General features: G+C 59.8%; 24 protein-coding genes. 12 read left to right on the top strand and 12 right to left on the bottom strand.

Going from position 1 to position 21,772, the window contains the following annotated elements; genetic code table 11:
* Positions 1–61: 61 nt before the first annotated feature.
* Positions 62–997 (bottom strand): p-hydroxyphenylacetate 3-hydroxylase reductase component, encoded by a 936-nt coding sequence (locus CLV83_RS20590; RefSeq protein ID WP_132297224.1) that lies wholly within the window; start codon positions 995–997, stop codon positions 62–64.
* Positions 998–1,160: 163 nt separating this feature from the next.
* Between CLV83_RS20590 and CLV83_RS20585 the strand changes: the two genes are divergently transcribed.
* Entirely contained in the window at positions 1,161–1,883 is a 723-nt protein-coding gene (locus CLV83_RS20585; RefSeq protein WP_165900371.1) for a DUF3108 domain-containing protein, read from the top strand.
* A gap of 57 nt (positions 1,884–1,940) precedes the next feature.
* Here the strand turns inward: CLV83_RS20585 and CLV83_RS20580 are convergent, their stop codons facing one another.
* A complete protein-coding gene (locus tag CLV83_RS20580; protein WP_132297218.1) occupies positions 1,941–2,567 on the bottom strand; it encodes a LysE/ArgO family amino acid transporter in 627 nt (208 codons plus the stop codon).
* 104 nt (positions 2,568–2,671) lie between these two features.
* On the opposite strand from CLV83_RS20580, the gene CLV83_RS20575 reads away from it, so the two are divergent.
* Positions 2,672–3,586 (top strand): LysR family transcriptional regulator ArgP, encoded by a 915-nt coding sequence (locus CLV83_RS20575; protein ID WP_132297215.1) that lies wholly within the window; start codon positions 2,672–2,674, stop codon positions 3,584–3,586.
* A 14-nt stretch (positions 3,587–3,600) separates the two neighbouring features.
* Here CLV83_RS20575 and CLV83_RS20570 read toward each other — a convergent pair whose 3' ends face one another.
* The 6 genes from CLV83_RS20570 to hrpB form a co-directional block, all read right to left on the bottom strand.
* A complete protein-coding gene (locus CLV83_RS20570; RefSeq protein WP_132297212.1) occupies positions 3,601–4,200 on the bottom strand; it encodes a LysE family transporter in 600 nt (199 codons plus the stop codon).
* A 135-nt stretch (positions 4,201–4,335) separates the two neighbouring features.
* The gene (locus CLV83_RS20565) at positions 4,336–5,247 is read right to left on the bottom strand and encodes a LysR family transcriptional regulator (RefSeq protein ID WP_132297209.1); all 912 of its coding nucleotides are present in this window, start codon (positions 5,245–5,247) and stop codon (positions 4,336–4,338) included.
* 57 nt (positions 5,248–5,304) lie between these two features.
* Positions 5,305–6,207, bottom strand: coding sequence for an aromatic amino acid exporter YddG (gene yddG / locus CLV83_RS20560; RefSeq protein ID WP_132297206.1), 903 nt, complete (start codon positions 6,205–6,207; stop codon positions 5,305–5,307).
* Positions 6,208–6,339: 132 nt separating this feature from the next.
* Positions 6,340–7,065 (bottom strand): AraC family transcriptional regulator, encoded by a 726-nt coding sequence (locus CLV83_RS20555; RefSeq protein WP_132297203.1) that lies wholly within the window; start codon positions 7,063–7,065, stop codon positions 6,340–6,342.
* Between the two features lie 5 nt (positions 7,066–7,070).
* A complete protein-coding gene (locus CLV83_RS20550) occupies positions 7,071–7,235 on the bottom strand; it encodes an oxidoreductase-like domain-containing protein (RefSeq protein ID WP_132297200.1) in 165 nt (54 codons plus the stop codon).
* A 77-nt stretch (positions 7,236–7,312) separates the two neighbouring features.
* Entirely contained in the window at positions 7,313–9,838 is a 2,526-nt protein-coding gene (gene hrpB, locus CLV83_RS20545) for an ATP-dependent helicase HrpB (RefSeq protein ID WP_132297197.1), read from the bottom strand.
* A gap of 146 nt (positions 9,839–9,984) precedes the next feature.
* Here hrpB and CLV83_RS20540 point away from each other — a divergent pair, with 146 nt between their 5' ends.
* Complete coding sequence (locus CLV83_RS20540; protein WP_132297194.1) at positions 9,985–10,950, top strand: zinc metalloprotease HtpX; 966 nt, start codon at positions 9,985–9,987, stop codon at positions 10,948–10,950.
* Between the two features lie 11 nt (positions 10,951–10,961).
* Here the strand turns inward: CLV83_RS20540 and CLV83_RS20535 are convergent, their stop codons facing one another.
* The 4 genes from CLV83_RS20535 to CLV83_RS20520 form a co-directional block, all read right to left on the bottom strand.
* The gene (locus CLV83_RS20535; RefSeq protein ID WP_132297191.1) at positions 10,962–11,558 is read right to left on the bottom strand and encodes a DUF938 domain-containing protein; all 597 of its coding nucleotides are present in this window, start codon (positions 11,556–11,558) and stop codon (positions 10,962–10,964) included.
* A 210-nt stretch (positions 11,559–11,768) separates the two neighbouring features.
* Positions 11,769–12,161 carry a DUF4168 domain-containing protein gene (locus tag CLV83_RS20530; protein WP_165900370.1) on the bottom strand — a complete coding sequence of 131 codons (393 nt, stop codon included), beginning with the start codon at positions 12,159–12,161 and terminating at the stop codon, positions 11,769–11,771.
* A 181-nt stretch (positions 12,162–12,342) separates the two neighbouring features.
* Positions 12,343–13,725 (bottom strand): sigma-54-dependent transcriptional regulator, encoded by a 1,383-nt coding sequence (locus CLV83_RS20525; protein WP_132297185.1) that lies wholly within the window; start codon positions 13,723–13,725, stop codon positions 12,343–12,345.
* Entirely contained in the window at positions 13,709–15,229 is a 1,521-nt protein-coding gene (locus CLV83_RS20520; protein WP_132297182.1) for a sensor histidine kinase, read from the bottom strand. The genes CLV83_RS20525 and CLV83_RS20520 overlap by 17 nt, the downstream gene beginning before the upstream one ends.
* A gap of 135 nt (positions 15,230–15,364) precedes the next feature.
* Between CLV83_RS20520 and CLV83_RS20515 the strand changes: the two genes are divergently transcribed.
* The 9 genes from CLV83_RS20515 (at position 15,365) to dnaB (ending at position 21,765) form a co-directional block, all read left to right on the top strand.
* The gene (locus CLV83_RS20515; RefSeq protein ID WP_132297179.1) at positions 15,365–15,748 is read left to right on the top strand and encodes a hypothetical protein; all 384 of its coding nucleotides are present in this window, start codon (positions 15,365–15,367) and stop codon (positions 15,746–15,748) included.
* A gap of 146 nt (positions 15,749–15,894) precedes the next feature.
* Positions 15,895–16,476 carry an aminodeoxychorismate/anthranilate synthase component II gene (locus CLV83_RS20510; protein ID WP_132297176.1) on the top strand — a complete coding sequence of 194 codons (582 nt, stop codon included), beginning with the start codon at positions 15,895–15,897 and terminating at the stop codon, positions 16,474–16,476.
* A gap of 11 nt (positions 16,477–16,487) precedes the next feature.
* Positions 16,488–17,522: an anthranilate phosphoribosyltransferase gene (gene trpD, locus CLV83_RS20505; protein ID WP_132297173.1), complete on the top strand. Its 1,035-nt coding sequence runs from the start codon at positions 16,488–16,490 to the stop codon at positions 17,520–17,522.
* 5 nt (positions 17,523–17,527) lie between these two features.
* Positions 17,528–18,337: an indole-3-glycerol phosphate synthase TrpC gene (gene trpC / locus CLV83_RS20500; protein WP_132297170.1), complete on the top strand. Its 810-nt coding sequence runs from the start codon at positions 17,528–17,530 to the stop codon at positions 18,335–18,337.
* Between the two features lie 20 nt (positions 18,338–18,357).
* The gene (locus CLV83_RS20495; protein ID WP_165900372.1) at positions 18,358–18,765 is read left to right on the top strand and encodes an OsmC family protein; all 408 of its coding nucleotides are present in this window, start codon (positions 18,358–18,360) and stop codon (positions 18,763–18,765) included.
* 196 nt (positions 18,766–18,961) lie between these two features.
* Positions 18,962–19,372 (top strand): 30S ribosomal protein S6, encoded by a 411-nt coding sequence (gene rpsF, locus CLV83_RS20490; RefSeq protein WP_132297164.1) that lies wholly within the window; start codon positions 18,962–18,964, stop codon positions 19,370–19,372.
* A 17-nt stretch (positions 19,373–19,389) separates the two neighbouring features.
* Positions 19,390–19,620: a 30S ribosomal protein S18 gene (gene rpsR, locus CLV83_RS20485; protein ID WP_027852917.1), complete on the top strand. Its 231-nt coding sequence runs from the start codon at positions 19,390–19,392 to the stop codon at positions 19,618–19,620.
* Between the two features lie 146 nt (positions 19,621–19,766).
* Positions 19,767–20,213, top strand: a complete 447-nt coding sequence (rplI, locus tag CLV83_RS20480; RefSeq protein ID WP_132297161.1) for a 50S ribosomal protein L9 — start codon at positions 19,767–19,769, stop codon at positions 20,211–20,213.
* Positions 20,214–20,379: 166 nt separating this feature from the next.
* A complete protein-coding gene (gene dnaB, locus CLV83_RS20475; RefSeq protein ID WP_132297158.1) occupies positions 20,380–21,765 on the top strand; it encodes a replicative DNA helicase in 1,386 nt (461 codons plus the stop codon).
* The last annotated feature ends 7 nt before the right edge of the window (positions 21,766–21,772 follow it).

The raw sequence follows: 21,772 nt of genomic DNA, 5'->3' as shown, positions 1-21,772 counted from the left end.
TTCAGTTTTTATCCACAGCCACAGCCACAGCCACAGCCACAGCCACAGCCACAGCCACAGCTCAGGACTTCTGAATCACGCTGTTCAGCATCCGCTTGAATTGACCGATTTCATTGCTGTCGAACTCGCTAAATACCTGGTTCTGTTCGTTTTCCGCCAGGGTCCAGTACTCTTTGGCGCGCTCGGAGCCAGCTTCGCTCAGCTCCAGCAGCGGGCCGGAACGGCTGACCAACCCGGCCATCTCCAGATTTTCGGCGGCTTCTACCACTTCGGAGCCGGGCAGGCTGGACTCCTTCTGCAGCCGCTCAACGCCGCTGCCACCCAACACGCTCAGCAAAATCAGCAAGCGTGCCTCACTAACACTCAGTCCCAGCGCCTGCTGTTTCGGCAGATAGCTGTTCTGGTAAGCGTTGACCGCCTGCAGCATCAGGTACAGCAGGTTGTTGGAGAGGTGCTGGGCCATGGGGTTATCGCCGCTGCCACTGGTGGAGGGGCGGGTTTCAACGCGCGGATGGGGCAGGGCTACTGAATAGGCGCCCTGGTGGTAAAGCAGCGGCGCACGACCCAGGTCGTCGAAGTCCAGCACCCTGCCGATCAGTATCCAGTGGTCGCCGGCATCCACTTCCTGGTGCAGTGCACAGTGGAAGCGCGCCGCGCAGTTATCTAGCAGGGGTGAGCCGCCCGGCCCTTCGGCGAACCTTATCAACGCGAATTTATCATCCTGGGGCCGGGCGAAATGGTTGGATATGTCGAGCTGATCGGCAGCCAGCACATTGACGGCAAAGTGACCGCTCTGGCGGATCACTTCGAGACTGTCAGCCGAGCGTTTGTCGAGGCTCCATAGAATCAACGGTGGATCCAGTGAAACCGAGTTGAAGCTGTTGACGGTCAGGCCGATGCGTTCTCCCGCCGGGCTCTGCGCAGTCACGACGGTAATGCCCGTGGCAAAGTTACCCAGGGCGCGCCGGAAGGCGTGGGAATCCATAGTGTCGCTCATCAACTCACTCCTGTTGGGATGGGGCGCTAAAGAGGTTAGGATGCAATGCCGGCCCGTGTTATGCCGGATTGAGTTTGGAAACCGTAAACTTGGATCGGTTCCCTGTATCTCCTTTTATAAAACCATAGCACCCATGGACCAAAAGTCGCCACGGAGGATCGTTTTGAAATTGCCAGTTAAACGCTCGACGCTGCTTTTCCTTTCTCTGCTGACACCTGGGATAGCGCTGGCGGATGATTCAGTGCAGGCCTGCGCAGAGCAGACACTGGGGCGTTTCGCGGGGATAGGTATCAACTACCGTGTGGACTGGAAAGGCTTTTCGCTGGATAGCAGTCGCACGGTGGATAAACTTGAGAACGGCGCCTGGAAGGCGCAAAACACCAGCACGCTGCTGTTCATGGGGATCGAGGAGGAGAGTCGGTTTCGTCTGCAGAACGGCTCGATTGAGCCGCAGGAGTACCGCTACGAACGCAAGGGGCTGAGTAAAAAGCACAACGTTCATCTCAGTTTTGACGGTAGCGGCGAGTACGAGGTCGAGTCGCCCCGCGGCGATGATGAAATAGATTATCAGGGCCCGGTCTACGATTTGCTCAGTCATCAGTTGCAGCTGCGTATCGATCTGGCCTGCAAGCCTCCTCAAGATAACTACGCTTATTCCATCGCGCGTCGTAAGGGACTGTCCGACTACAACTATCGCTATGTTGGCGAAGAGAATGTTCAGACGCCGGCGGGTAATTTTGCAGCGGTTTTGCTTGAAAAGGGTGAAGAGGGCGACAAGCTTGAGCAGATTTGGCTGGCTCCCGAACTTAACTATCTCGTCGTACGCTTCAAACACCAGGAAGAGGATGATGAGGCTGCGGAGCTGCTGCTGGCAAAACGGCCCTGAGCAGTGGCCCTAGGCGGTAAGTCTCGCCGCATATCCCGCGTCGGCGCTGATCGGCCTTTAAAAGCCGATCAGCAGTCCGGCGGCGATCCCCCAGGTCATGAACCAGATCCCTGTATCCAGAACCTTCCAGGCGGTCGGTTTGCTGAACATTGGCGCCATCCAGCGTGCACCGACACAGAGGCTGATAAACCAGATCGCCGAGAAGCAGATTGCGCCCACGCCAAACCATATTTTCAGATCGGCATCATACTGTCCGCCGATGCTGCCGATCAGTACGACGGTATCGATCCAGGCGTGCGGGTTAAGCAGAGTGACCGCGGCGGTCATCAGCAGCGCTCCGCGCAGGGATGAGATCTCCCGGCCGCCGGTCTCCATGACTTCATTGCGGAACACTCTTCTTGCCGCGCCATAACCGAACCAGAGCAGAAACAGGGCGCCGCCCCAGCGAGCGATTTCGGAGAGCAGTTCGGACTGGCTGATCAGCACGCCAAGCCCGGCCACACCGGCGGTAATCAGTAGGCCATCGAAGAGGATGCACAGCAGCGCGATGGGCCAGTGGAACTGGCGCCTGAGGCTCTGTGTCAGCAGGAAGGCGTTCTGCGCCCCGATCGCCATGATCAGGCCGGCAGAGGTCATCAAGCCCTTGCTCCAGGCCAGCCATTCCAGTGTCAGTGTGGGCAGCATTTTTTATCTCCGAAAAGCTGAATCGTGTAGGACGGCGCTATGTTGCGATTCGCCTCGATGTAAGTAAAACTAATGTTTTTAATATCTGATTAGAGAAATTAATAATGCTGGATTCCCGGCAGCTGGCTGCGCTGGCAGCGGTGATCGATGAGGGCAGTTTCGAGCGTGCGGCGCGCAAGCTGCATGTGACTCAGTCCGCGGTATCTCAGCGGGTGAAACAGCTGGAGGAGCGGCTGGGGCAGGTGCTGCTGGTGCGTGCCGTCCCCGTGCGCGCCACAGAGGCAGGGCTGCAGGTGCTGAAGCACTTCCGTCAGCTGGCATTGCTGGAGCAGGAGCTGCTGAGCAGTCTGGCTCAGCGTGATGCGCGGGGTTATACACAGGTATCCATCGGCGTGAATGCCGACAGTCTGGGTTCCTGGTTCACCAATGCGATGGAGCGCCTGGTGAGGCGGGAACGGCTATTGATGGATCTGAAGGTGGACGATCAGGATGCTACCCAGCAGCTGCTCAAAGATGGTGAGGTGGTGGGGTGTATCACCTCGGCGTCGTCGGCGATGCCTGGCTGCGTCAGCGTGCCGCTGGGGGTGATGGTCTACCGTTGCCTGGCGACGCCGGCCTATATCGAGACCTATTTCGCCAAGGGGATCGGTGCGACGGGGTTTCGCCTGGCCCCGGTGGCCGAGTTCAGCCACAAGGATCAGCTACAGAACCGCTACCTGGAGCAGTACTTCTCGGTAAAACCCCATGAATATCCGCGTCACCGGGTACCCTCACTGAACGGCTTCAACGATATCGTCGAGCGGGGCCTCGCCTGCGGCATGATTCCCGATCAGCTCGGCAGGGCGATGATAGAGCGCGGTAACGTGGTGGATATGGTGCCGGGCTACTTTGTGCCTGTGCCCCTGTATTGGCATGTCTGGAACCTGCATTCGGAGCTGATCAGGCAGATTACCGATGAGCTGGTAAGGACCGCTGCAGAGGCGCTTGAGCCGATGGAGCTCCACCCTGAACTGGCATGATCAGGGAGCGCTAATCAGCCCAGCCCGATCTTGATGCCGAGAGCAACCATGGCGCCGCCAAGAAAGCGCTCCAGTTTGCTTTTTACCCGCATCAGCCACTGACGGATGGCCGGGGTCCCGAGCAGGGCCAGTACCAGCATAAACCAGCTGATCTCGGCCAGGGCCGGGGTGGCGACGTAGAGCAGCTTGGTGGCCAGCGACTGCTCCGGTGACAGCACCTGGGAAAAGATCGCCAGAAAGAACACCAGCACCTTGGGGTTGAACAGGCTGATCAGCAGGCCAGCAATGAAGGGGGAACCGCCGTTATGATTGGGAGCGCTATTCTCCGCGGCTGGCTGGCGCTGCAGCAGCTGCCAGCCTCCAAGCAGGATCAGGTAGGCGGCCCCCAGCCAGCGAATCACCTCGAAGGCGGCGGGCGAATTCTGAATCAGTGCACTGATCCCGAGCAGCGTCAAAGTGCCGTGGATCATCAGCGACGTGGCGAGGCCACAGACCGTCAGCAGGCCGCTGCGGCGGGAGCCGTTCAGGGTGTTGCGCAGTACCACGGCGAAATTTGCCCCCGGTATCATGGCACCGCCCACGGTGATTCCCAGAAAAAGCAGCCAGTCCAACATTCCTGTCTCTCGCATAACTGTAAGTGATGCAAGCTAGTCTATTGAGTCGGCTTGGAGGCTTCTAATCGTGCTTTTTCATTCAGGTTATAAATAAAAATGATGACCTTGCGGGTTTTGAAGGCTCAGCGGGATGGTTCAGCGGGAAAAGGGAGAGTCGATCAGCGCCCGGTGCAGTCGCTCCCGGAGGTAACGATGGGCTGCATCGTGCTGCTGGCGTCGGTGCCAGAGCAGGTAATACTGCACCGGTTCCAGTTTAAGTGGCAGCGGCCGCAGCACCAGGCCGAAATCCGGCGCGATATTAGCGGCCATATGGGCCGGCAGCGTCAGCAGGGCGTCGCTTCGGGCGGTAAACGCCAGCGCCGCCTGAATAAACGGCACACTGGTGCGGATGCGTCGCCCCAGGCCATAGGCGGCCAGCGCCTCATCCACTGAGCGGTTCTTATCGCCCCCGCCGCTGATGCTGATATGGTCCGCCGCGGTGTAGGCGTCCATATCCAGCGGTCCCGTCGCCAGAGGATGATCCTTGCGCATCAGGCAGGTCCAGTGGTCGGAGCCCACGGCACGACCGTGGATATCGTCAGGCACCTTGTCCAGCAGGCAGGCGGCCATATCCAGGCGACCTTCACGCAGGTCACCTATCATGCCGGGTTCCCAGAGGCGGAAATGCAGCCGCATACCGGGCACGTCGCGCATCAGTTCACCCACCAGGTCTGGCAGGATGCGCTCGGCGATATAGTCGGTAATGGCGATATTGAAGCGGCCGCGAAAGGTGTCCGCATTGAAGTTGCCCGGGGTGAAAAACGCTTCCAGGGGCTGCAGTACGCCGGGCAGCTGTTGCTTCAGTTCCTCGCCCCTGGGCGTCAGTTGCATCTGGTTGCCGACCCGCACCAGCAGTGGATCGGCGAACAGGTCGCGGAGCTGTGCCAGGCTGCGGCTGATGGCGGGCTGGGTCAGGTTAAGGCTGCGGGCGGCCTGGCTGACGCTGCGCTGCTCCAGCAATTGCTGCAACACCAGCAGCAGGTTCAGGTTGATGCGCGATAGATCCATAGCCTTGGCTGTTGTGCTCCCGGAGTAATTCTCTGCGGGCAGTATATCGCCGGTGGGTCAGGATTGCGCGCCAGGGCGGCTCCGGGCCAGACGCAGACTGCGCAGGCGCACACCTGCCACCGTTGAACCACCCACTATCAGCAGGCAGGCCAGTAGCAGCCGCGGTGTTGCCTCGGCTTCACCGGCGGCGATCAGCAGCAGGGTGGAGATCAGCGGCGCGGCGTAGGCCAGGGTACCGAGCAGCTGGATGTTGCCTTTCTTCACGCCGATATCCCAGGTCAGGAAGGCGATACCCACGGGCCCCAATCCCAGGCCGACAATGCCGATCCACTGCAGCGGGCGTTCGGGCCAGACGGTCTGTTCAAACAGCAGGTGGCAGACCAGGCCGAGCAGGGCGGTGCCGGCACAGAACCAGCCCACGGTGTCCGTTGGAACATGGGCGTGGCGACGGCTCAATACCGAGTAGCTGGACCAGATTAGCGAGCAGGCTCCGGCGGCCAGGTAGCCGAGGCTGTATTCGCTGCTGAAGCCGGCTTCACCCTTGAGCAGCAGCATGGCGCTGCCGCCGGCGGCCAGCAGGGCGCCCAGGATATGGGCCAGGCGTAACTGCTCACCGGGCAGCAGGGCGGACATCAGCACGATCAACAGCGGCCAGAGATAGGCGATCAGGCCCGCTTCCGCCGCAGGCGCGTTGGCCAGGGCGATAAAGTAAAACAGGTGATAGCAGAACAGCCCGCCGATACCGAGTAGCCAGACCGGCAGCGGCTGGCGCAGGAAGCGGAAACCACTGTCACCACGCAGCCACCAGCGGGTCTGCATCAGCAGCCAGGCGAGGGTGAAGGTCATCGCCAGCAACTGGAAGGGTGGGATCTGCGCATCGGTCCAGCGGGTCATCAGGGCCAGGGTGCCCCAGAGCAGGATTGAGATACTGCCGATCAGCGTGGCGTTGGTGGTGTTCATCGGTGGTTCCGCTCAGATAAAACAAGACAGGAAAGCTAAACGCCTATGTTAGCGCTTGCCTGAACGCCGGTCTTTGCCGATCTGGCACTCCTGTTTGCTGCAGATGTGATGAGAGAGCGTTGGTGCAGTGGCTTAGTGCAACCTTCGGCGGTAGTGACTCGGCGCCACACCGAAGTGGCGGCGGAAGCGGTCGCTGAAGGCGGCCAGATTCTGGTAGCCGCACTGTTCGGACACGCGCTGAATGCTTAGTTCGGTCTCAATCAGCAGGCGACGCGCATGGTTCATACGCAGTCGCAGCAGGTATTCCGAGGGCGCGCAGCCGAGCTGGCGTAGGAACAGTGTGTGTAGCTGGCGCCTGCTCAGGTGGGCGATAGCGCAGAGCTGCTCCAGCTTGATAGGGCTGGCGAAGGTTTCGTCGAGGTAGGTTTTGGCCAGGAGCAGACGGCGGTCGATGCTCTGGTTAAGGTCTGTGGTGTGTCGCGAGAGCAGCTCAAGCAGCAGATCGCAGCTGACCCGCTGCAGGGCGTCAGCGCTAGCCGGCTTCTGTAGCATCCGCCCGAGAAGAGCGGCGTATTCGAGGGTGTCAGGGCTCAGGCTGAGAAAGGCCGGCAGCGGCTCGAGTTTGTCGCTGCAGTTCATTGGCAGGTCCGCCACCAGGAATCGGTTAGTGCCCTGTGACTGAAAACAGTGGGTCTCACCGGCATGAATCACCGCGGCCCGATGTGCGGCTACCTCGCCACCCTGTGAGCCTATCTCTATCTCCAGAGAGCCGCTCACCGGCAGCACCAGCTGGTGGTAGCGGTGACTGTGGCGGTCTACCTCGGCGCTGTAGCTGCGCACCTCAAGCTGGGCCTGCATAAGGTTCAGCTCTGCTGCCCGGCGTTATCGTCTGCTGCAGCCTCAGCGGCCTTACGTTCCGCTTCCGCCTGGCGCCAGGCGTGCATCTCTTCGTAATAGGTGTCCCAGACGCAGGGGCTGCATTCGCTCTCGCAGCACTCGCCGTCCATCGGTGGGGTAGGTTTTTCCAACGTAGGTTTTTCCAACACTGTTAACTCTGCTTTTAACTTAGGGTCGCGGGCTATTTTAACCTGATTGGGCTCGCGTCTCAGCCCTGGGCTTTTTTGGTTTTTGCTGTGGCGACCGCCTCCAGCGGATTATCTGGCCAGGGATGCTTGGGATAGCGCCCCTTCATCTCCTTTTTGACCTCCGGATAGCTGTTCTGCCAGAAGCCGGCCAGATCCTGGGTGACCTGCAGCGGGCGTCGGGCCGGAGATAGCAGGTGTAGTTTTACCGCAACGCCAAAGCCCAGCGTGGGCGTACGGGTACAGCCGAACATCTCCTGGAGTTTCACCGCAAGCACCGGCGGCTCTTCGCTGTAATCGATGCCCAGGCGCGCGCCGGAGGGAACGCGGAGCCGCTGCGGTGCCAACTCATCGAGCTGCTGCGGCAGCGGCCAGGGAAGTTGCGCCTTGAGGATGGCGTCGAGGTCAAGCCTCGCGAAATGGTTGATATGACTGACGGGCTCAAGGTAAGGCCCGAGCCATTCTTCAAGGGTGTCGAGCAGCGCCTTGTCCGATAGATCGGGCCAGCTTTGTTCTTCTGCATGGCGATGGCAAAAGGCGACCCGCTGACGCCAGGCGTTCAGCTCATCGCTCCAGGGCAGCAGGCTTAAGCCGCGTTTGCGTACCAGGGCGATCAGTGCGGCTTGGCGCGCTTCTGCGGAGCTGGCATCAAGCGGGCGGGAGTCGAGCACCAGTTGGCCCACGCGGCGCTGCTGTTCGGCGATCAGACGACCTTCCTGCTCGTTCCACTCTACGTGTTCGCGGCTCTGTACAAGCTCGCTGAGGTGATCATCGAACAGTGCGGGTTCCAGCGCAGCAGCCAGGCGGATACGGTCGCTGGCGTCGCCGCTGCGGCTGGTCAGTTCCGCTACCACCAGCCAGTCGAACCGGGTTAGGCGGTCGGACGGATCCAGTTCGGCGCCTCGGTTGGCGGCCAATCTGAAGCTATTGCCGCCGCTGCGGCGGTTGCGGGCGATACGGTCGGGGTAGGCGCAGGCGAGCAGAAACCCAGTCCAGCGTGGATGGTCGGGGTCGGATACAGGCTGGCTCGGGTCGATCTGCTGGGCCTGCTGGCGAAACTGTTTTGCCAGCTGTCTTAACCGTTGACGCATACCTGCGTTGCTCTTGCTGCTCTTGCTGTCGCCGCGCAGCCATTCCAGCCGCAGGGACAGGTCGGTGCTGCTGTCACGCAGTGGGTCGCGCTCGCCAAGCAGGGCGGCGATATCGGCAGCCTGGGGCAGCAAGCCCTTGCGGGCGCCGATCAGAAGCAGGTGAGCCAGACGCGGATGTGCCGGGAAGCGTGCCATCGCCTCGCCATGGTCGCTGAGCCGGCTGCGTCCGTTGTCGAGATGTTCGATGGCACCGAGGCGGTCGAGCAGGTCGAGCCCCTGTTGCCAGGCACCCGCTGGCGGCGTATCCAGCCAGCTCAGCTCGTTCGCATCCATGCAGCCCCAGCGCATCAGTTGCAGTACCAGCGGTGCCAGGTCGGCCTGCTGAATCTCCGGCGGCGTAAAAGCGGCAAGTTGCTCCTGCTGGCCTTCGGACCAGAGCCGGTAGCAGTAACCGGGGCCCAGGCGGCCGGCGCGGCCTGCTCGCTGGGTGGCAGCGGCGCTGGAAACGCGGGTGGTGTGCAGGCGGGTCATGCCGGATGCGGGATCGAAGCGGGCCTGGCGTGACAGGCCGGAATCGACCACCGTGTCTATGCCTTCTATGGTCAGGCTGGTTTCAGCAATGGCGGTGGCCAACACGATTTTGCGTTGTCCGGCGGGCGCCGGTTCTATGGCGCGGCGCTGCTGCTCCAGCGAAAGCTCGCCGTATAGCGGCGCGACCACCAGGTCGTTGCGCTCATGGAAACTGGTCTCCAGTGCCTCCTGCACGCGGCGGATCTCCGCCTGCCCTGGCAGAAATACCAGCAGGCTGCCGCTGCGCTCCACTACGGCCTGCTCAATCACTCGGGTAATGCGCGGTTCTATCCATTCGCCCGGCTCGGCACGGCCGGTATAGATATGATCGACGGGGAAGCTGCGCCCCTCGGAGCGTACGATGGGGGCGTTATTCAGCAGGGTGGAGATCGCCTCTCCATCCAGGGTTGCGGACATCACCAGCAGTTTCAGCGGTGGCTCGTCGCGCAGTAGCTCGCGCCCCTGCAGGGCCAGGGCGAGGCCCAGGTCCGCATCGAGAGAGCGTTCGTGGAACTCATCGAAGATCACCAGCCCTACGCCTTCCAGCCCGGGATCCGACTGCAGCATGCGGGTCAGTATTCCTTCGGTGACCACCTCGATGCGGGTGTTTGGGCCGACGCGGGTATCCAGGCGGATACGGTAACCCACGGTGTCCCCGGGTTTCTCGCCCAATTGCCGGGCCAACTGCTCGGCGGCGGCGCGGGCGGCCAGGCGGCGCGGTTCCAGCATCAGGATCTTCTGCTTGCCGAGCCAGGGCTGATCCAGCAGGGCCAGAGGGACGCGGGTGGTTTTACCGGCGCCGGGCGGCGCCTCCAGAACCACTTCATCCCGGCTATTCAGAGCGGCGAGCAGTTCCGGCAGGGTTGAATCGATCGGCAGTGAGTCCATCTAACGCTATACAGAGGTTGAATAAAGCGCTGATACTAACATAGAGGTGGCATAGAGGATTGGCATAGAGGTCCAGCTTGGAGACCCTGCGCAGAGGTTAAGTCCAGTCCGGTATCAGACAGGGAGTCTCGGGTCAGGAGGAGTAGATGCGACAAACCAATCATGGCGGGCATTGGCGTAGTCAGGCGTTGCTGAACGCGCTGGAGTCCGCTGTTCTGATCCTGTTTATGGGTGGTTTTATGGCCGCGCTGGGCTGGCAGATCTGGGGCGGTACCGGCGTCGCTCTGTTATTGCTGGTGGGCCTGCTGACGCTGGTGTTTAACCCGGCGCTATCGCCGCGCTGGGTGATGAAACTGTACGGCGCCAAACCACTGCAGAAGGCTCATGCGCCGGCGTTGAGTGAACTGACGCGCTGGCTCTGTGAACGCGCTGGCCTGGAGAAAGAGCCGGAGATCTACCTGATTCCCAGCCGGGTGATGAATGCCTTTTCGGTGGGGTTCTCCGGGCGCTCGGCGGTGGCGCTCAGTGACGCGATGATGCGGCAGCTTGATCTCAGGGAGCTCGCCGGTGTGTTGGCGCACGAAATCAGCCATATCCGGCATAACGATCTCTGGGTGATGGGACTGGCAGACCTGTTTAGCCGCATGACCAGCATGATGGCGTTTGTGGGGCAGATTCTGCTGCTGATGAACCTGCCGCTGATGCTGCTGGGGATGGTCACGATCAACTGGTGGTTAATTCTGCTGCTGATGATTGCGCCGTTGCTGAGTGCGTTGGCGCAGCTGGCGTTGTCACGTACCCGGGAGTATGCGGCGGATATGGGAGCCGCAAGGCTGACCGGTGATCCTCGCGGGCTGGCAAAGGCGCTGGAACAGATCGAGAGAGCCCAGGGCGGCTGGATCGAGCATATTCTGGCGCCCGGTAACCGGGTGCCGGATCCATCGTTGCTGAGAACCCATCCCCGTACCGAAGAGCGGGTCGAGCGGCTACTGGCAATGGAGCAGGATATGGACCGCTGTGATCGTCTGCCACTGGAGCAACTGCTGCACCGCTATGACCATCCGGAAGTCGCGCGTAAGCCCCGGCGCAGGCTTTGGGGAACCTGGTGGTGATCGGCTCGGGCTTAGCCCTGTTTACGCCACACTAACAGGCGGTTGTTGGCGGGCATGGCATAGTCTTTAACCAGCGTGAGCCCGGCCTTGTTGGCCAGTTCTTGCACCGCCTCAAAGTCGCGGATACCGCGGGCCGGATTTATCTCCTTCAACCAGCGGTCGAAACCGGCGTTGCTGGGGCTGGTGAACTCGCCGTTATAGTTGAATGGCCCGTACTGGCAGAACACGCCGCCGCTGGGCAATTGCTCACCGATGCGGCCGATCATCTCGATCACCGCTGTCCAGGGCATGATGTGGGTGGTGTTGGCGGTGAACACCGCATCGAAACCTTCTGGCCAGTCTGCCTGGGTTACATCCAGTTCCACAGGCGGATGCACGTTATCCAGAGCGGCTTCCCTAAGCCAGAGCTTTATCCCCGCATGGTTCTCCGCCAGGTCGCTGGTCTGCCATTGCAGATGCGGTAGCGCCGCCGCGAAATGCACCGCGTGTTGGCCGGTACCGCTGCCGATTTCCAACACCAGGGTGCGGTCGCTGAAGGCATCCAGCAGGATCTCCAGAATCGGTGTTTTGTTGTTCTCGCAGGAGGGGGCGAAGGGTTTATCTGTCATTGGGCTCTCGGCTTAACACGACTTGGACCTTAATAGAGCAGGATAAAGGCTCATGAAAGTCGTTGCCAGCTGATCGACTCGATGACTTGAGGACCGGCGCTTGATGATGGTGGTCGCGGTTGCAACTTAGGGCGCGTTACTTCGGACGGCTAAGTGACAGGTGGATACCGGAGAGGCTGACCTCTCCGGGAGCTGGTTATCAAACGAGGATCAGCTGTTACTCATCAGCTCTTCAAGCTGTGCCTGGAGTTCAGGATCCTGGCTGACGCGCTGGGCGATGGCGTTATATTCCTGCACGCTAAACCCTTTTGCTTCCACCGCTTCAATCATCTCCGCCTGGACCTCTTCCTGCAAAGCCTGGGCTTCTGAGGGCTCTTCGATATTCTGCAGGCGGGTGGAGAAGTCGCTCTGCAGCGCAACGACGTCGGTGTAGGCATCAGCGAATTTTGCGACGGTGGCGTCATTCACCTCGATCTGAGGCTGGGCTGCCGGTGCGCTGTACTGCTGAGCTTCCTGGCTGGAAGCCTCCTGCGCCTGCAGAGCGGGCGCAGCGAACAGTGCTGCAGCGAGGGCGATACCGGTTCCAAGTTTAAATGCTGACATAAAGTCCTCCATTGGCTTGTTCAGTGAGAGCGGGCCGTCGTGTACCGCTCTGGACTGATAAAGCAGGGGGCGTGCCAGGTTGTTAAAAGCCCGTTTTATGCGGGCTGTAGCGGGTAAGGTCGATTTTTTGCCGCTGTTGAAGTGTGTCGATTCGGCACATGGGTCCCTGTGCACCCGCTGTTTAGCCGGATTCATCCAGGTAGCGATACAGGGTGCGTCGACCGATGCCGAGTGTCAGGGCCGCCTGACGTTTGTTGCCGCCGCTGCGCTCAAGCACATGCTGGACGTAGCGCTGTTCCATTTGGCGCAGGGGAGGCAGCTCGTTGGCTTCGAGCAGTCCCTCCAGCAGCGCGCTGTTATCGCTTTTTCCACCCGAGTGGCGCCGGATCCGTGCCGGCAGGTCTTCGGGCTGGATCTGTTCATGCCGGGCAAAGACGCTGGCGCGCTCGATGGCGTTGGCCAGTTCGCGCACGTTACCGGGAAAGGGGTAGCGGCGTAACAGCTGCTGCGCTTCGGTGGATATACCTGTGACCGGTTCTGGGCGGCTGGCACCGAAGCGGGCAATGTAGTGGGCGGTGAGCAGATCGATATCGTCGCCGCGCTGGCGCAACGGAGGGATTTCGATGCTGAAGGTCTCCAGGCGATAGAAAAGGTCGGCGCGGAACTCCTCGTTTTCCACCTCCTGTTCCAGGTCTCTGTTGGTGGCGGCGATGATGCGGACATTGATGGCGCGCTCGCGGTTTTCTCCCACCGGACGGATGCAACCTTCCTGCAGTACCCGCAGCAATTTGGATTGCATCTGCAGCGGCATTTCGCCGATCTCATCAAGCAGCAGAGTACCGCCATCGGCCTCGGCAAACAGCCCCTTGCGCGCCTGCTGGGCGCCAGTGAAGGCGCCGGCCTTGTGACCGAAGAGTTCGCTTTCCAGCAGTTCGGCGGGGATGCCGGCGCAGTTGATGGCAACAAAAGGTCCGTTGTGGCGCTCGCTTTCGGCATGGATAGCGCGAGCTACGCGCTCCTTGCCGGCGCCGCTTTCACCGCCGACCAGCACCGGGCCGTCGGCCTGGGCGATACGGCGGATCTGCTCAAACAGCTGGCGCATTGGCGTGCTGCGGCCGATGATGTCGTGAAAGTCGCCGGCGCTGAGCATTCGGCGATAGCGGTCCACTTCTCGCTCCAGCGCCTGCCGCTCCAGTGCCCGGGCAACGCTGAGTCGCAGGTGTTCCAGGTTGAGTGGTTTGGTCAGAAAATCGTCGGCACCTAGCTGCAGGGCGCTGACCGCCTGTTCGATGGTGCCAAATGCGGTGATGACGATAAACGCCGGCGCAGCGGTCAGCGAGCGGGTGCCCTTCAGGAGTGACAGGCCATCCTCGCCAGGCAGGCGCAGGTCACTGATCACCAGGTCCGGATAGGCCTGGGCGATCTGTTCGCCGCCCTGTTCGGCGCTGCTGGCGGTGCTGACCCGATAGCCGGCGTCCTGTAGCTCCTCCTGTATCAGTTCGCGCAACCCCGAGTCATCTTCGACAATTAAAATGCTGGCGTTCAGGTCAGCCTTGGTCGACATGGGTTAGCTCCTTGTTAATCGCGGGCTCGTTGATTGGCAGGACAAGTGTGAAACAGGCGCCGTTACCGGCGCTCGATTCTGCTTCGATATAGCCCTGATGGTCGTGGGCGGCGGCGTGGGCCACGGCCAGCCCGAGCCCTGTGCCCTGGCCTGTGGGCTTGGTAGTGAAAAATGGCTCAAACAGCTGATCCCTGATTGTTTCGTCAAAGCCTTTGCCGTCATCCTGAAAGCTGATCAGAACCCGGGAGTTGTCTTTGACGCCGCGTATGATTACCCGGTTTTTGGCGGCCTGGCAGGCGTTGTGGAGCAGGTTGATCAATGCCTGTTCAAGGCGGATCCGGTCCACATTCAGCGTCAGCGATGCAAGCTCCGGGGCGAGCTCCAGGTCAATGGTGAGTCCTTCGCTGTGGATGGCGGGCAGCGTGTTCAGTGCGCTGCGGATCGGTATCTCCACGGCGATGGGTTTTCGGTCCAGAGGGTTGCTGCGGCCATAGTCGAGTAGCTGACGAATAATGCGCTCCATGCGCGCACCCTCCGAACGGATACTGGTCAGATCCCGGGTCAGCTTCTCGGGCAGATCTGTCTGGCGCAACAGGCGCTGCGCCTTACCGTCCACGACCGCAAGCGGTGAACCAAGCTCATGGGCGACACCCGCTGCCAGTTGGCCAATGGCGGCAAGCTTCTGTGACTGGTGCAGCTGGTCTTTGAGTCTTTCCTCCCGTTTCAGCTGCTCATTGAGTTGCTGATGCGAGGCATCGATGGCGTTCAGCATTCGGTTGAGGGCACGGCTGAGGGAAGCAACTTCGGCAGGACCCTGAACCTGGAAGGTGTAATCTCTCTGGCCTCGCCTGATTCGCTCAAGGCCTGTATTGATCCGCTGCAGAGGGCGGCCGACGATGAGGCGCTGGCCCAGGAGGATGACGGCGGTTAAAAGCAGGCCCGAAATAATCAGGACGCTGAGACCGTGGTTGCGAATATTCGTCATGTATAGATCGAAGTCGCTGCCTCGGCGGGTCAGCTGCAGCAGGCCGATGACCCGTTCGCCACTGTCCGTCAGGGGGACGAAGTAGGAGTAGATGTTCACGGCGCCGGCCTGAGCAAACTCGCCCCGACGCTGACCACCCTCTGCCAGGCTTTGTGCCCGTTGCGATGGCATCTCTGCGCCGGTCCTGCCGCTAGTGTAAATGACCTTGCCCTTTTCATCGTAAACATAGACCCCATAGACTCGGTTGATGGAAAAGGCGGACTCCAGCGCCTGTTCCACTGTGACCTCGTGACCGCGCTCCATGGCATGGCTCAGGGGCAGGCGGATAGCACGGGCGATCAGTTCGATATCTTCCTGCATGCGGGTTCGGGTGTGCTGTTCCAGAACCTGGATTGCATAGGCACCTGTCAGTGCAAGAACAAGAATAAAGGGCAGAATCACAGCGCCGATCAGTGCAAGGGTCAGGGGCGGGTTGCGAAGGGCGGCACGCAGCCTGGATACAGGGTTAAATTGGCTCATGTGTCAAAATTATACAGCTCGTAGGAGCCTGTCCTAGTGGATCTATGGGGTTTGGCTCTGGAAAATACTGCTAGTCGTGTGTGGCATGCATTCTGCTTGCCAGGCTGGTACTCAATCAATCAGTGGAGCTTTTCGATGTTGCGTTATCTGGTAGTCGTTATGGGTGTGTTGTTTGCGCCGCTCTCCGTTCAGGCAGAGCCGGTTGAGATGGAAGCGGCTGAGAACGACTGTGTGAAGGTCGGTGATATGAAGTATGAGATGGAAGATACCCAGTTCGGTGGCAGCGAGTTGGCCTGGGAAGCGCAGCTGGAAAATGGCTGTGCCACGCCGTTTGATATGGTGCTGAAACTGCACCTGCAGGATGAGTCTGGCGAGACGCTGTACAGTTCCCGGGTGGTGGAAACGGTCAATGCAGGGGAAAGCCTCAGTACCAGCAAGCGTCTTGTCGTTCCGACCCGCGTACTGGAAAGTTTTGCCGGTGTAGAACTGGAAAGTGAAGAGCGCGAACGGCCGTTGTAACCTCGGCCTTGCCTCAGCAGCGGCCTGCGGATGGGCTCGGCCGCTGAGCTGTTGTATCATGGCCGCTTTGCCGGTACGCCGGACAGAACAGGTTGGGGTTTAACCGCCTGCTCCCCAGTCAGATGTTGTAGTGAGGTTCATCCGGCGTGCTGCTGATCATCGATAATTACGACTCGTTCACCTATAACGTGGTGCAGTATTTCCGTGAGCTCGGTGCCGAGGTGCGGGTGTGTCGCAACGACGAGATCGACCTTGAGGGGATCGAGCAGTTGGCACCGACGCATCTGGTCATCTCTCCTGGACCCTGCACGCCGAACGAGGCGGGTATCTCACTGCAGGCGATCGAACATTTCGCGGGAGGTCTACCTATCCTCGGTATCTGTCTTGGTCATCAGGCGCTGGGGCAGGTGTTTGGCGCCAGGGTGGTTCGCGCGCGTCAGGTGATGCATGGTAAAACATCGCCGGTTTATCACCTCGGTGAGGGCGTCTTCAGCGGGTTGGATAATCCGGTCAGCGTCACCCGTTATCACTCTCTGATACTGGAGAAAGAGACGCTACCAGAGTCGCTCGAGGTGACCGCCTGGACGCAGAACGCGCAGGGCGAACAGGATGAAATCATGGGTGTCAGGCATCGTGAACTGGATGTGGAAGGGGTTCAGTTCCACCCGGAATCGATACTGACCCGGCAGGGGCACGAGCTGCTGCAGAACTTTTTGAATCGCGGATAAGAGGCGACTGCATGGATATCAAAGAAGCGCTGGCGCGGGTGATCGATCACATCGATCTCAGCCGTGACGAAATGGTGGACGTAATGCGCCAGGTGATGACCGGCGAGTGCACCGAATCACAGATTGCCGGGTTCCTCGTGGCGCTGCGCATGAAAAGTGAGTCGATCGATGAAATAACCGGCGCCGCCCAGGTGATGCGTGAGCTGGCTACTCCGGTGAATGCCGCGAGTGCGCCGCTGGTCGATATCGTTGGTACCGGTGGTGATGGCGCCAACCTGTTTAATGTCTCCTCCGCCAGTGCCTTTGTTGCCGCCGCCTGCGGTGTGCATGTCGCCAAACATGGTAACCGCGGTGTCTCCTCCAGCAGCGGCAGCGCCGACCTGCTGGAACAGGCGGGTATCAACCTGGATCTGCCCGGTGACTCGGTGGCCCGCTGCATAGATGAGGTCGGTGTGGGCTTTATGTTTGCTCCCGGCTATCACGGCGCGATGAAACATGCGATCGGCGCCCGTCGCGCCCTGGGCACCCGTACCCTGTTTAATATCCTTGGCCCGATGACCAACCCGGCTGGTGCCAAGCGCCTGGTGATCGGCGTGTTTACCAAGAAGCTCTGCCGCCCCATGGCGGAAGTGATGCAGAAACTCGGTGCCGAACACATCATGGTGGTGCATGCTGAAGATGGTCTCGACGAGATCAGCCTGGCGACCCACACCTACGTAGCCGAACTCAAGGACGGCGTGATCAGCGAATACCGCCTGACGCCGGAAGATCTGGGTGTCGACAGCCAGAGCCTGATCGGCCTCGTGGTGGAAAGCCCGGCGCAGTCGCTGGAGCTTATTACCGCTGCGTTCTCCGGCGATCAAGGCACTGCTTCTCGCAAGGCGGTGGCGATGGTCGCGCTTAATGCCGGCGCAGCGATCTACCTGAGTGGTCAGGCCGCTACGCACAAAGAGGGCGTCGAACGTGCCATCGAAGCGATCGACTCCGGCGCCGCGCTGAAGAAAATGCAGGAGCTGGCAGCATTCAGCCAGTCACTGAAGGACTAAAAATAATGACCGATACACCGACGGTACTGAAAAAAATTATCGCCCGTAAGTACGAAGAGATCGAAGCGCGGGCAGCCAAGGTATCCGTGCAGGAGCTGAGCGACCAGATCGAGGCGCACAAGGGCACCGCGGCGGATCCTCGTGGCTTTGCCAACAGGATGCAGCGTGCACTGGATGAAGGCCGCTCCGCGGTCATCGCCGAGATCAAGAAGGCGAGTCCCTCCAAGGGTGTGATCCGCGATCCGTTCCACCCGGCCGAGATCGCCCGCTCCTACGAGCAGGGCGGGGCAAGCTGCCTGTCGGTGCTGACCGATGTGGACTTTTTCCAGGGTGCCGATGAGTATCTGGTGGAAGCGCGTGCCGCCTGCGAACTGCCGGTGATCCGCAAGGATTTTATCGTTGAGCCCTACCAGGTGTATGAAGCGCGCTCCATCGGTGCGGATTGTATCCTGCTGATTGTGGCGGCGCTGAGCGATGAAAAACTGGCCGAGCTGAACGCCCTGGCGATCTCTCTGGGCATGGATGTGCTGATTGAAGTCCACAACGAGGAGGAGCTGCAGCGCTCGTTGCCGCTGGGCAACAAGCTGGTCGGTATCAACAACCGTAACCTGCATACCTTCGAAGTGTCCCTGGATCACACCTTCCGCATGCTCGATCAGGTACCGTCAGATCGCCTGGTGATCACCGAAAGTGGCATTCTGGTTCCGGACGATGTGGCCGCCATGCGCAGCCATGGTGTGAACGCCTTCCTGGTCGGTGAAGCCTTTATGCGCGCACCTGAGCCGGGTATGAAGCTGGCTGAACTGTTTAACTGAGGAATAGCGACAAGATGACGATGAACGTCAATGTACACTGGGATGGCGACGAGCGTTTCAAGGCGCAGACCGATTCCGGCTTCGATGTGATGATCGATCGCGATCTCAAGCAGGGCCCGCGCCCGATGGAGCTGCTGCTGGCAGGCCTTGGCGGCTGCACCAGCGTCGATGTGATGAGCATCCTGCGCAAGGCGCGTCAGGACGTCACCGACTGTGTTGCTCAGATCGAGGCGGAGCGTGCGGATACCGTGCCTTCCGTATTCACCAAGATTCACGTCAAGTTCGTGGTGACCGGTCACAAACTCAAGCCGGCTGCCGTCGAACGCGCGGTCAAGCTCTCCGCCGAACAGTACTGCTCCGCATCGCTGATGCTGGAAAAAGGCGGTGTCGAGATCAGCCACAGCTTCGAAATCATCGAAGCGGAGTAACGTCTCCCCCTTTGTATCCGCCCGGGCTTGTGTTCTGCAGGCTCTGCGGGTATGATTTCGCGTCCGATATTTTCGGCATATACTGTTATTTACTTAACTCCTTGCTTTCGGTCGGCCGGCAATAATGTCTCAGTTCAATCTGTTTTGGACCGCGGCGCTGTCTGATGCGAAGGCTATTAACCCGTAAGGAGCAATAATGCGTCATTACGAAATCGTCTTTCTGGTTCACCCGAACCAGAGCGAGCAGGTTCCGGCTATGATCGAGCGTTACAAAGCCCTCATCGAAGGTGCTAACGGTCAGATCCACCGCCTGGAAGACTGGGGTCGTCGTCAGATGGCTTACCCGATCAACAATGTTCACAAAGCACACTACGTGCTGATGAACGTTGAATGTGGTCAGGAAGAGCTGGACGAACTGTCCAACCTGTTCCGTTACAACGACGCCGTGCTGCGTAACATGGTTATCCGTTGTAAAGAAGCAATCACTGAACCTTCTCCGATCAAAGCTGCTGAAGCACGCGAAGATCGTAAACCGCGTCGCGAAGAGCGCTCTGAGAAGCAGGAAAAGCCTGCTGAAGAGAACGCTGAAGCCGCTTCAGAAGAGTAATTTTAAGGAGAGTTCAGATGGCACGTTTTTTCCGTCGTCGCAAGTTCTGCCGTTTCACCGCTGAAGGCGTTAAAGAGATCGACTACAAAGATCTCGACACCCTGAAAGGCTACATCACTGAAACCGGCAAAATCGTTCCGAGCCGCATCACCGGTACCAAAGCGCGTTACCAGCGTCAGCTGGCCACCGCTATCAAGCGTGCGCGTTACGTGGCTCTGCTGCCGTACACTGACAGCCACGACATCTAAGGCCGTTCCGGCCTGGCCGGAATCCTGCACATGGCGGCGTACCGTCGCTATGTGGATGAAAGGTTAGAGGTGAGACGGGGCAGTCCCGTCAACCGGATAGGAATTAAACCTGCAGCCACGGCTGCAGATATGATGAGGTTAACGAGATGGAAGTAATTCTGCTCGAGAGCATCGGCAAGCTGGGTCAGCTTGGCGACAAGGTTTCAGTAAAGGGTGGTTTCGGCCGCAACTTCCTGATCCCGCAGGGCAAAGCCGTACCGGCTACCACCGATAACGTTGCACGTTTCGAAGAGCGTCGTGCAGAGCTGGAACAGGCTGAAGCTGAAAAGCTGACTGCTGCCCAGGCTCGCGCTGATCAGTTCAACGATCTGGAGCTGTCCGTTGTCGCTAAAGCGGGTGACGAAGGCAAGCTGTTCGGTTCTATCGGTACTCGCGACATCGCTGATGCGATCTCCGAAGCCGGTATCGCCGTTGAAAAGAGCGAAGTTCGTCTGCCGGCAGGTGTTATCCGCACCGTTGGCGAGTTCGACGTTGCTCTGCAGCTGCACCCGGAAGTTATCGCAAACATGAAGCTGACTGTTGTCGCTGAATAAGTTGCGCTAACGCTCGAAAAAGCGCCGCACTCCTTCGGGATTGCGGCGTTTTTTTATGTCTGAATAGCAGCGATGCAGCGCCGCTGAAGTTGGGCTCTTTTGCATCAGCCAGTGAGCCTTTAGACTAGACTTCTTTCTGATTTTCCTTGATGCGAGACAGGTTGTAGTGGATACCGCGGAGCAGACCGACGAGGCGTTTGAAGGCGCCAAAGTACCTCCTTATTCGATGGAAGCCGAGCAGTCCGTGCTGGGCGGCTTGATGCTGGATAACAACGCCTGGGATACCGTATCCGAGGTGGTGCTGGACCAGCATTTCTATAGCGGTAATCACCGTTCGATCTACCGCACTATGCAGAAGCTGATCGATGACAGCCGCCCCATCGATGTGGTGACCCTGTCGGAAGAGCTGGACCGTATCGGAGAGCTGGAGAAGGCTGGCGGGCTTGAATATCTGGTCTCTCTGGCGCGCAACACGCCCAGTGCATCCAATATCCGCGCCTATTCAGAGATCGTGCGAGACCGCGCCCTGCTGCGGCAGATGATTTCAGTCGCCAACGAGATCGCAGACAGCGCCTTCGAACCTCAGGGCCGTGCCTCGGAAGAGATTCTCAACGAGGCGGAGCAGAAGATCTTTGAGATCGCCGAGAGCCGCCCCAACCAGGGTGGCCCGGAGCCGATCAATCCGCTGCTGAAGCGGGCCGTCGATCGTATCGATACCCTGTTCAACAACTCCGATGCGCTGACCGGTACCACCACCGGCTTTGATGATCTGGACGCCCGTACCGGGGGACTGCAGCCGTCGGATCTGATCATCGTTGCAGCGCGTCCCTCCATGGGTAAGACCACCTTCTCCATGAACCTGGTGGAAAATGCGCTGATGGGTACCGACAAGCCGGTGTTGGTGTTCAGTCTCGAGATGCCGGCCGATCAGCTGGTCTCGCGTATGCTCTCGTCATTGGGTCGTATCGATCAGACGAAGGTCCGTAACGGTCAGCTGGAAGAGGATGACTGGCCGCGCCTGACCGCGGCGGTCAACATGCTTAAGAACAAACCGCTCTATATCGATGACCAGGCCGGTATCAGCCCCAACGAGATGCGTGCCCGCGCCCGTCGTATTGTGCGTGAGCATGGCGAGCTGGGGATGATCATGATTGACTACCTGCAGCTGATGTCGATGAAAAACGGCAAGAACGAAGGCCGTACCCAGGAGATCTCGGAGATCTCCCGCTCACTGAAAGCGCTGGCGAAAGAGATGGAGTGCCCGGTAGTGGCGCTGTCGCAGTTGAACCGCTCCCTCGAGCAGCGCCCCAACAAGCGACCGGTCAACTCGGATCTACGTGAATCCGGAGCGATTGAGCAGGACGCCGACGTCATCATGTTTATCTACCGTGATGAGGTCTACAACGAGGACAGTCCGGAAAAGGGTGTGGCCGAGATTATCATTGGTAAGCAGCGTAACGGTCCCATCGGTACCACGCGCCTGGCGTTTATCGGTAAGTACACCCGCTTCGAAAACCTGGCCCACGGTTACGATTACGGCCCGGACGAATAAGTCCGGG

This window comes from Marinobacterium mangrovicola, assembly GCF_004339595.1.
In the GTDB taxonomy this organism is placed as follows: domain Bacteria; phylum Pseudomonadota; class Gammaproteobacteria; order Pseudomonadales; family Balneatricaceae; genus Marinobacterium_D; species Marinobacterium_D mangrovicola.
This window is presented reverse-complemented; position numbering and strand designations above follow the sequence as displayed.

What these genes read in the sequence shown, in the direction of transcription:
- CLV83_RS20565 (WP_132297209.1), bottom strand. Translation starts at nt 5,247, where the DNA reads ATGGATCTATCGCGCATCAACCTGAACCTGCTGCTGGTGTTGCAGCAA.
- trpD (WP_132297173.1), top strand. Translation starts at nt 16,488, where the DNA reads ATGGATATCAAAGAAGCGCTGGCGCGGGTGATCGATCACATCGATCTC.
- CLV83_RS20525 (WP_132297185.1), bottom strand. Translation starts at nt 13,725, where the DNA reads ATGTCGACCAAGGCTGACCTGAACGCCAGCATTTTAATTGTCGAAGAT.
- CLV83_RS20515 (WP_132297179.1), top strand. Translation starts at nt 15,365, where the DNA reads ATGTTGCGTTATCTGGTAGTCGTTATGGGTGTGTTGTTTGCGCCGCTC.
- CLV83_RS20540 (WP_132297194.1), top strand. Translation starts at nt 9,985, where the DNA reads ATGCGACAAACCAATCATGGCGGGCATTGGCGTAGTCAGGCGTTGCTG.
- CLV83_RS20590 (WP_132297224.1), bottom strand. Translation starts at nt 997, where the DNA reads ATGAGCGACACTATGGATTCCCACGCCTTCCGGCGCGCCCTGGGTAAC.
- rpsF (WP_132297164.1), top strand. Translation starts at nt 18,962, where the DNA reads ATGCGTCATTACGAAATCGTCTTTCTGGTTCACCCGAACCAGAGCGAG.
- CLV83_RS20495 (WP_165900372.1), top strand. Translation starts at nt 18,358, where the DNA reads ATGAACGTCAATGTACACTGGGATGGCGACGAGCGTTTCAAGGCGCAG.
- yddG (WP_132297206.1), bottom strand. Translation starts at nt 6,207, where the DNA reads ATGAACACCACCAACGCCACGCTGATCGGCAGTATCTCAATCCTGCTC.
- CLV83_RS20555 (WP_132297203.1), bottom strand. Translation starts at nt 7,065, where the DNA reads ATGCAGGCCCAGCTTGAGGTGCGCAGCTACAGCGCCGAGGTAGACCGC.
- CLV83_RS20535 (WP_132297191.1), bottom strand. Translation starts at nt 11,558, where the DNA reads ATGACAGATAAACCCTTCGCCCCCTCCTGCGAGAACAACAAAACACCG.
- rplI (WP_132297161.1), top strand. Translation starts at nt 19,767, where the DNA reads ATGGAAGTAATTCTGCTCGAGAGCATCGGCAAGCTGGGTCAGCTTGGC.
- CLV83_RS20570 (WP_132297212.1), bottom strand. Translation starts at nt 4,200, where the DNA reads ATGTTGGACTGGCTGCTTTTTCTGGGAATCACCGTGGGCGGTGCCATG.
- CLV83_RS20575 (WP_132297215.1), top strand. Translation starts at nt 2,672, where the DNA reads ATGCTGGATTCCCGGCAGCTGGCTGCGCTGGCAGCGGTGATCGATGAG.
- rpsR (WP_027852917.1), top strand. Translation starts at nt 19,390, where the DNA reads ATGGCACGTTTTTTCCGTCGTCGCAAGTTCTGCCGTTTCACCGCTGAA.
- CLV83_RS20530 (WP_165900370.1), bottom strand. Translation starts at nt 12,161, where the DNA reads ATGTCAGCATTTAAACTTGGAACCGGTATCGCCCTCGCTGCAGCACTG.
- hrpB (WP_132297197.1), bottom strand. Translation starts at nt 9,838, where the DNA reads ATGGACTCACTGCCGATCGATTCAACCCTGCCGGAACTGCTCGCCGCT.
- CLV83_RS20520 (WP_132297182.1), bottom strand. Translation starts at nt 15,229, where the DNA reads ATGAGCCAATTTAACCCTGTATCCAGGCTGCGTGCCGCCCTTCGCAAC.
- CLV83_RS20580 (WP_132297218.1), bottom strand. Translation starts at nt 2,567, where the DNA reads ATGCTGCCCACACTGACACTGGAATGGCTGGCCTGGAGCAAGGGCTTG.
- trpC (WP_132297170.1), top strand. Translation starts at nt 17,528, where the DNA reads ATGACCGATACACCGACGGTACTGAAAAAAATTATCGCCCGTAAGTAC.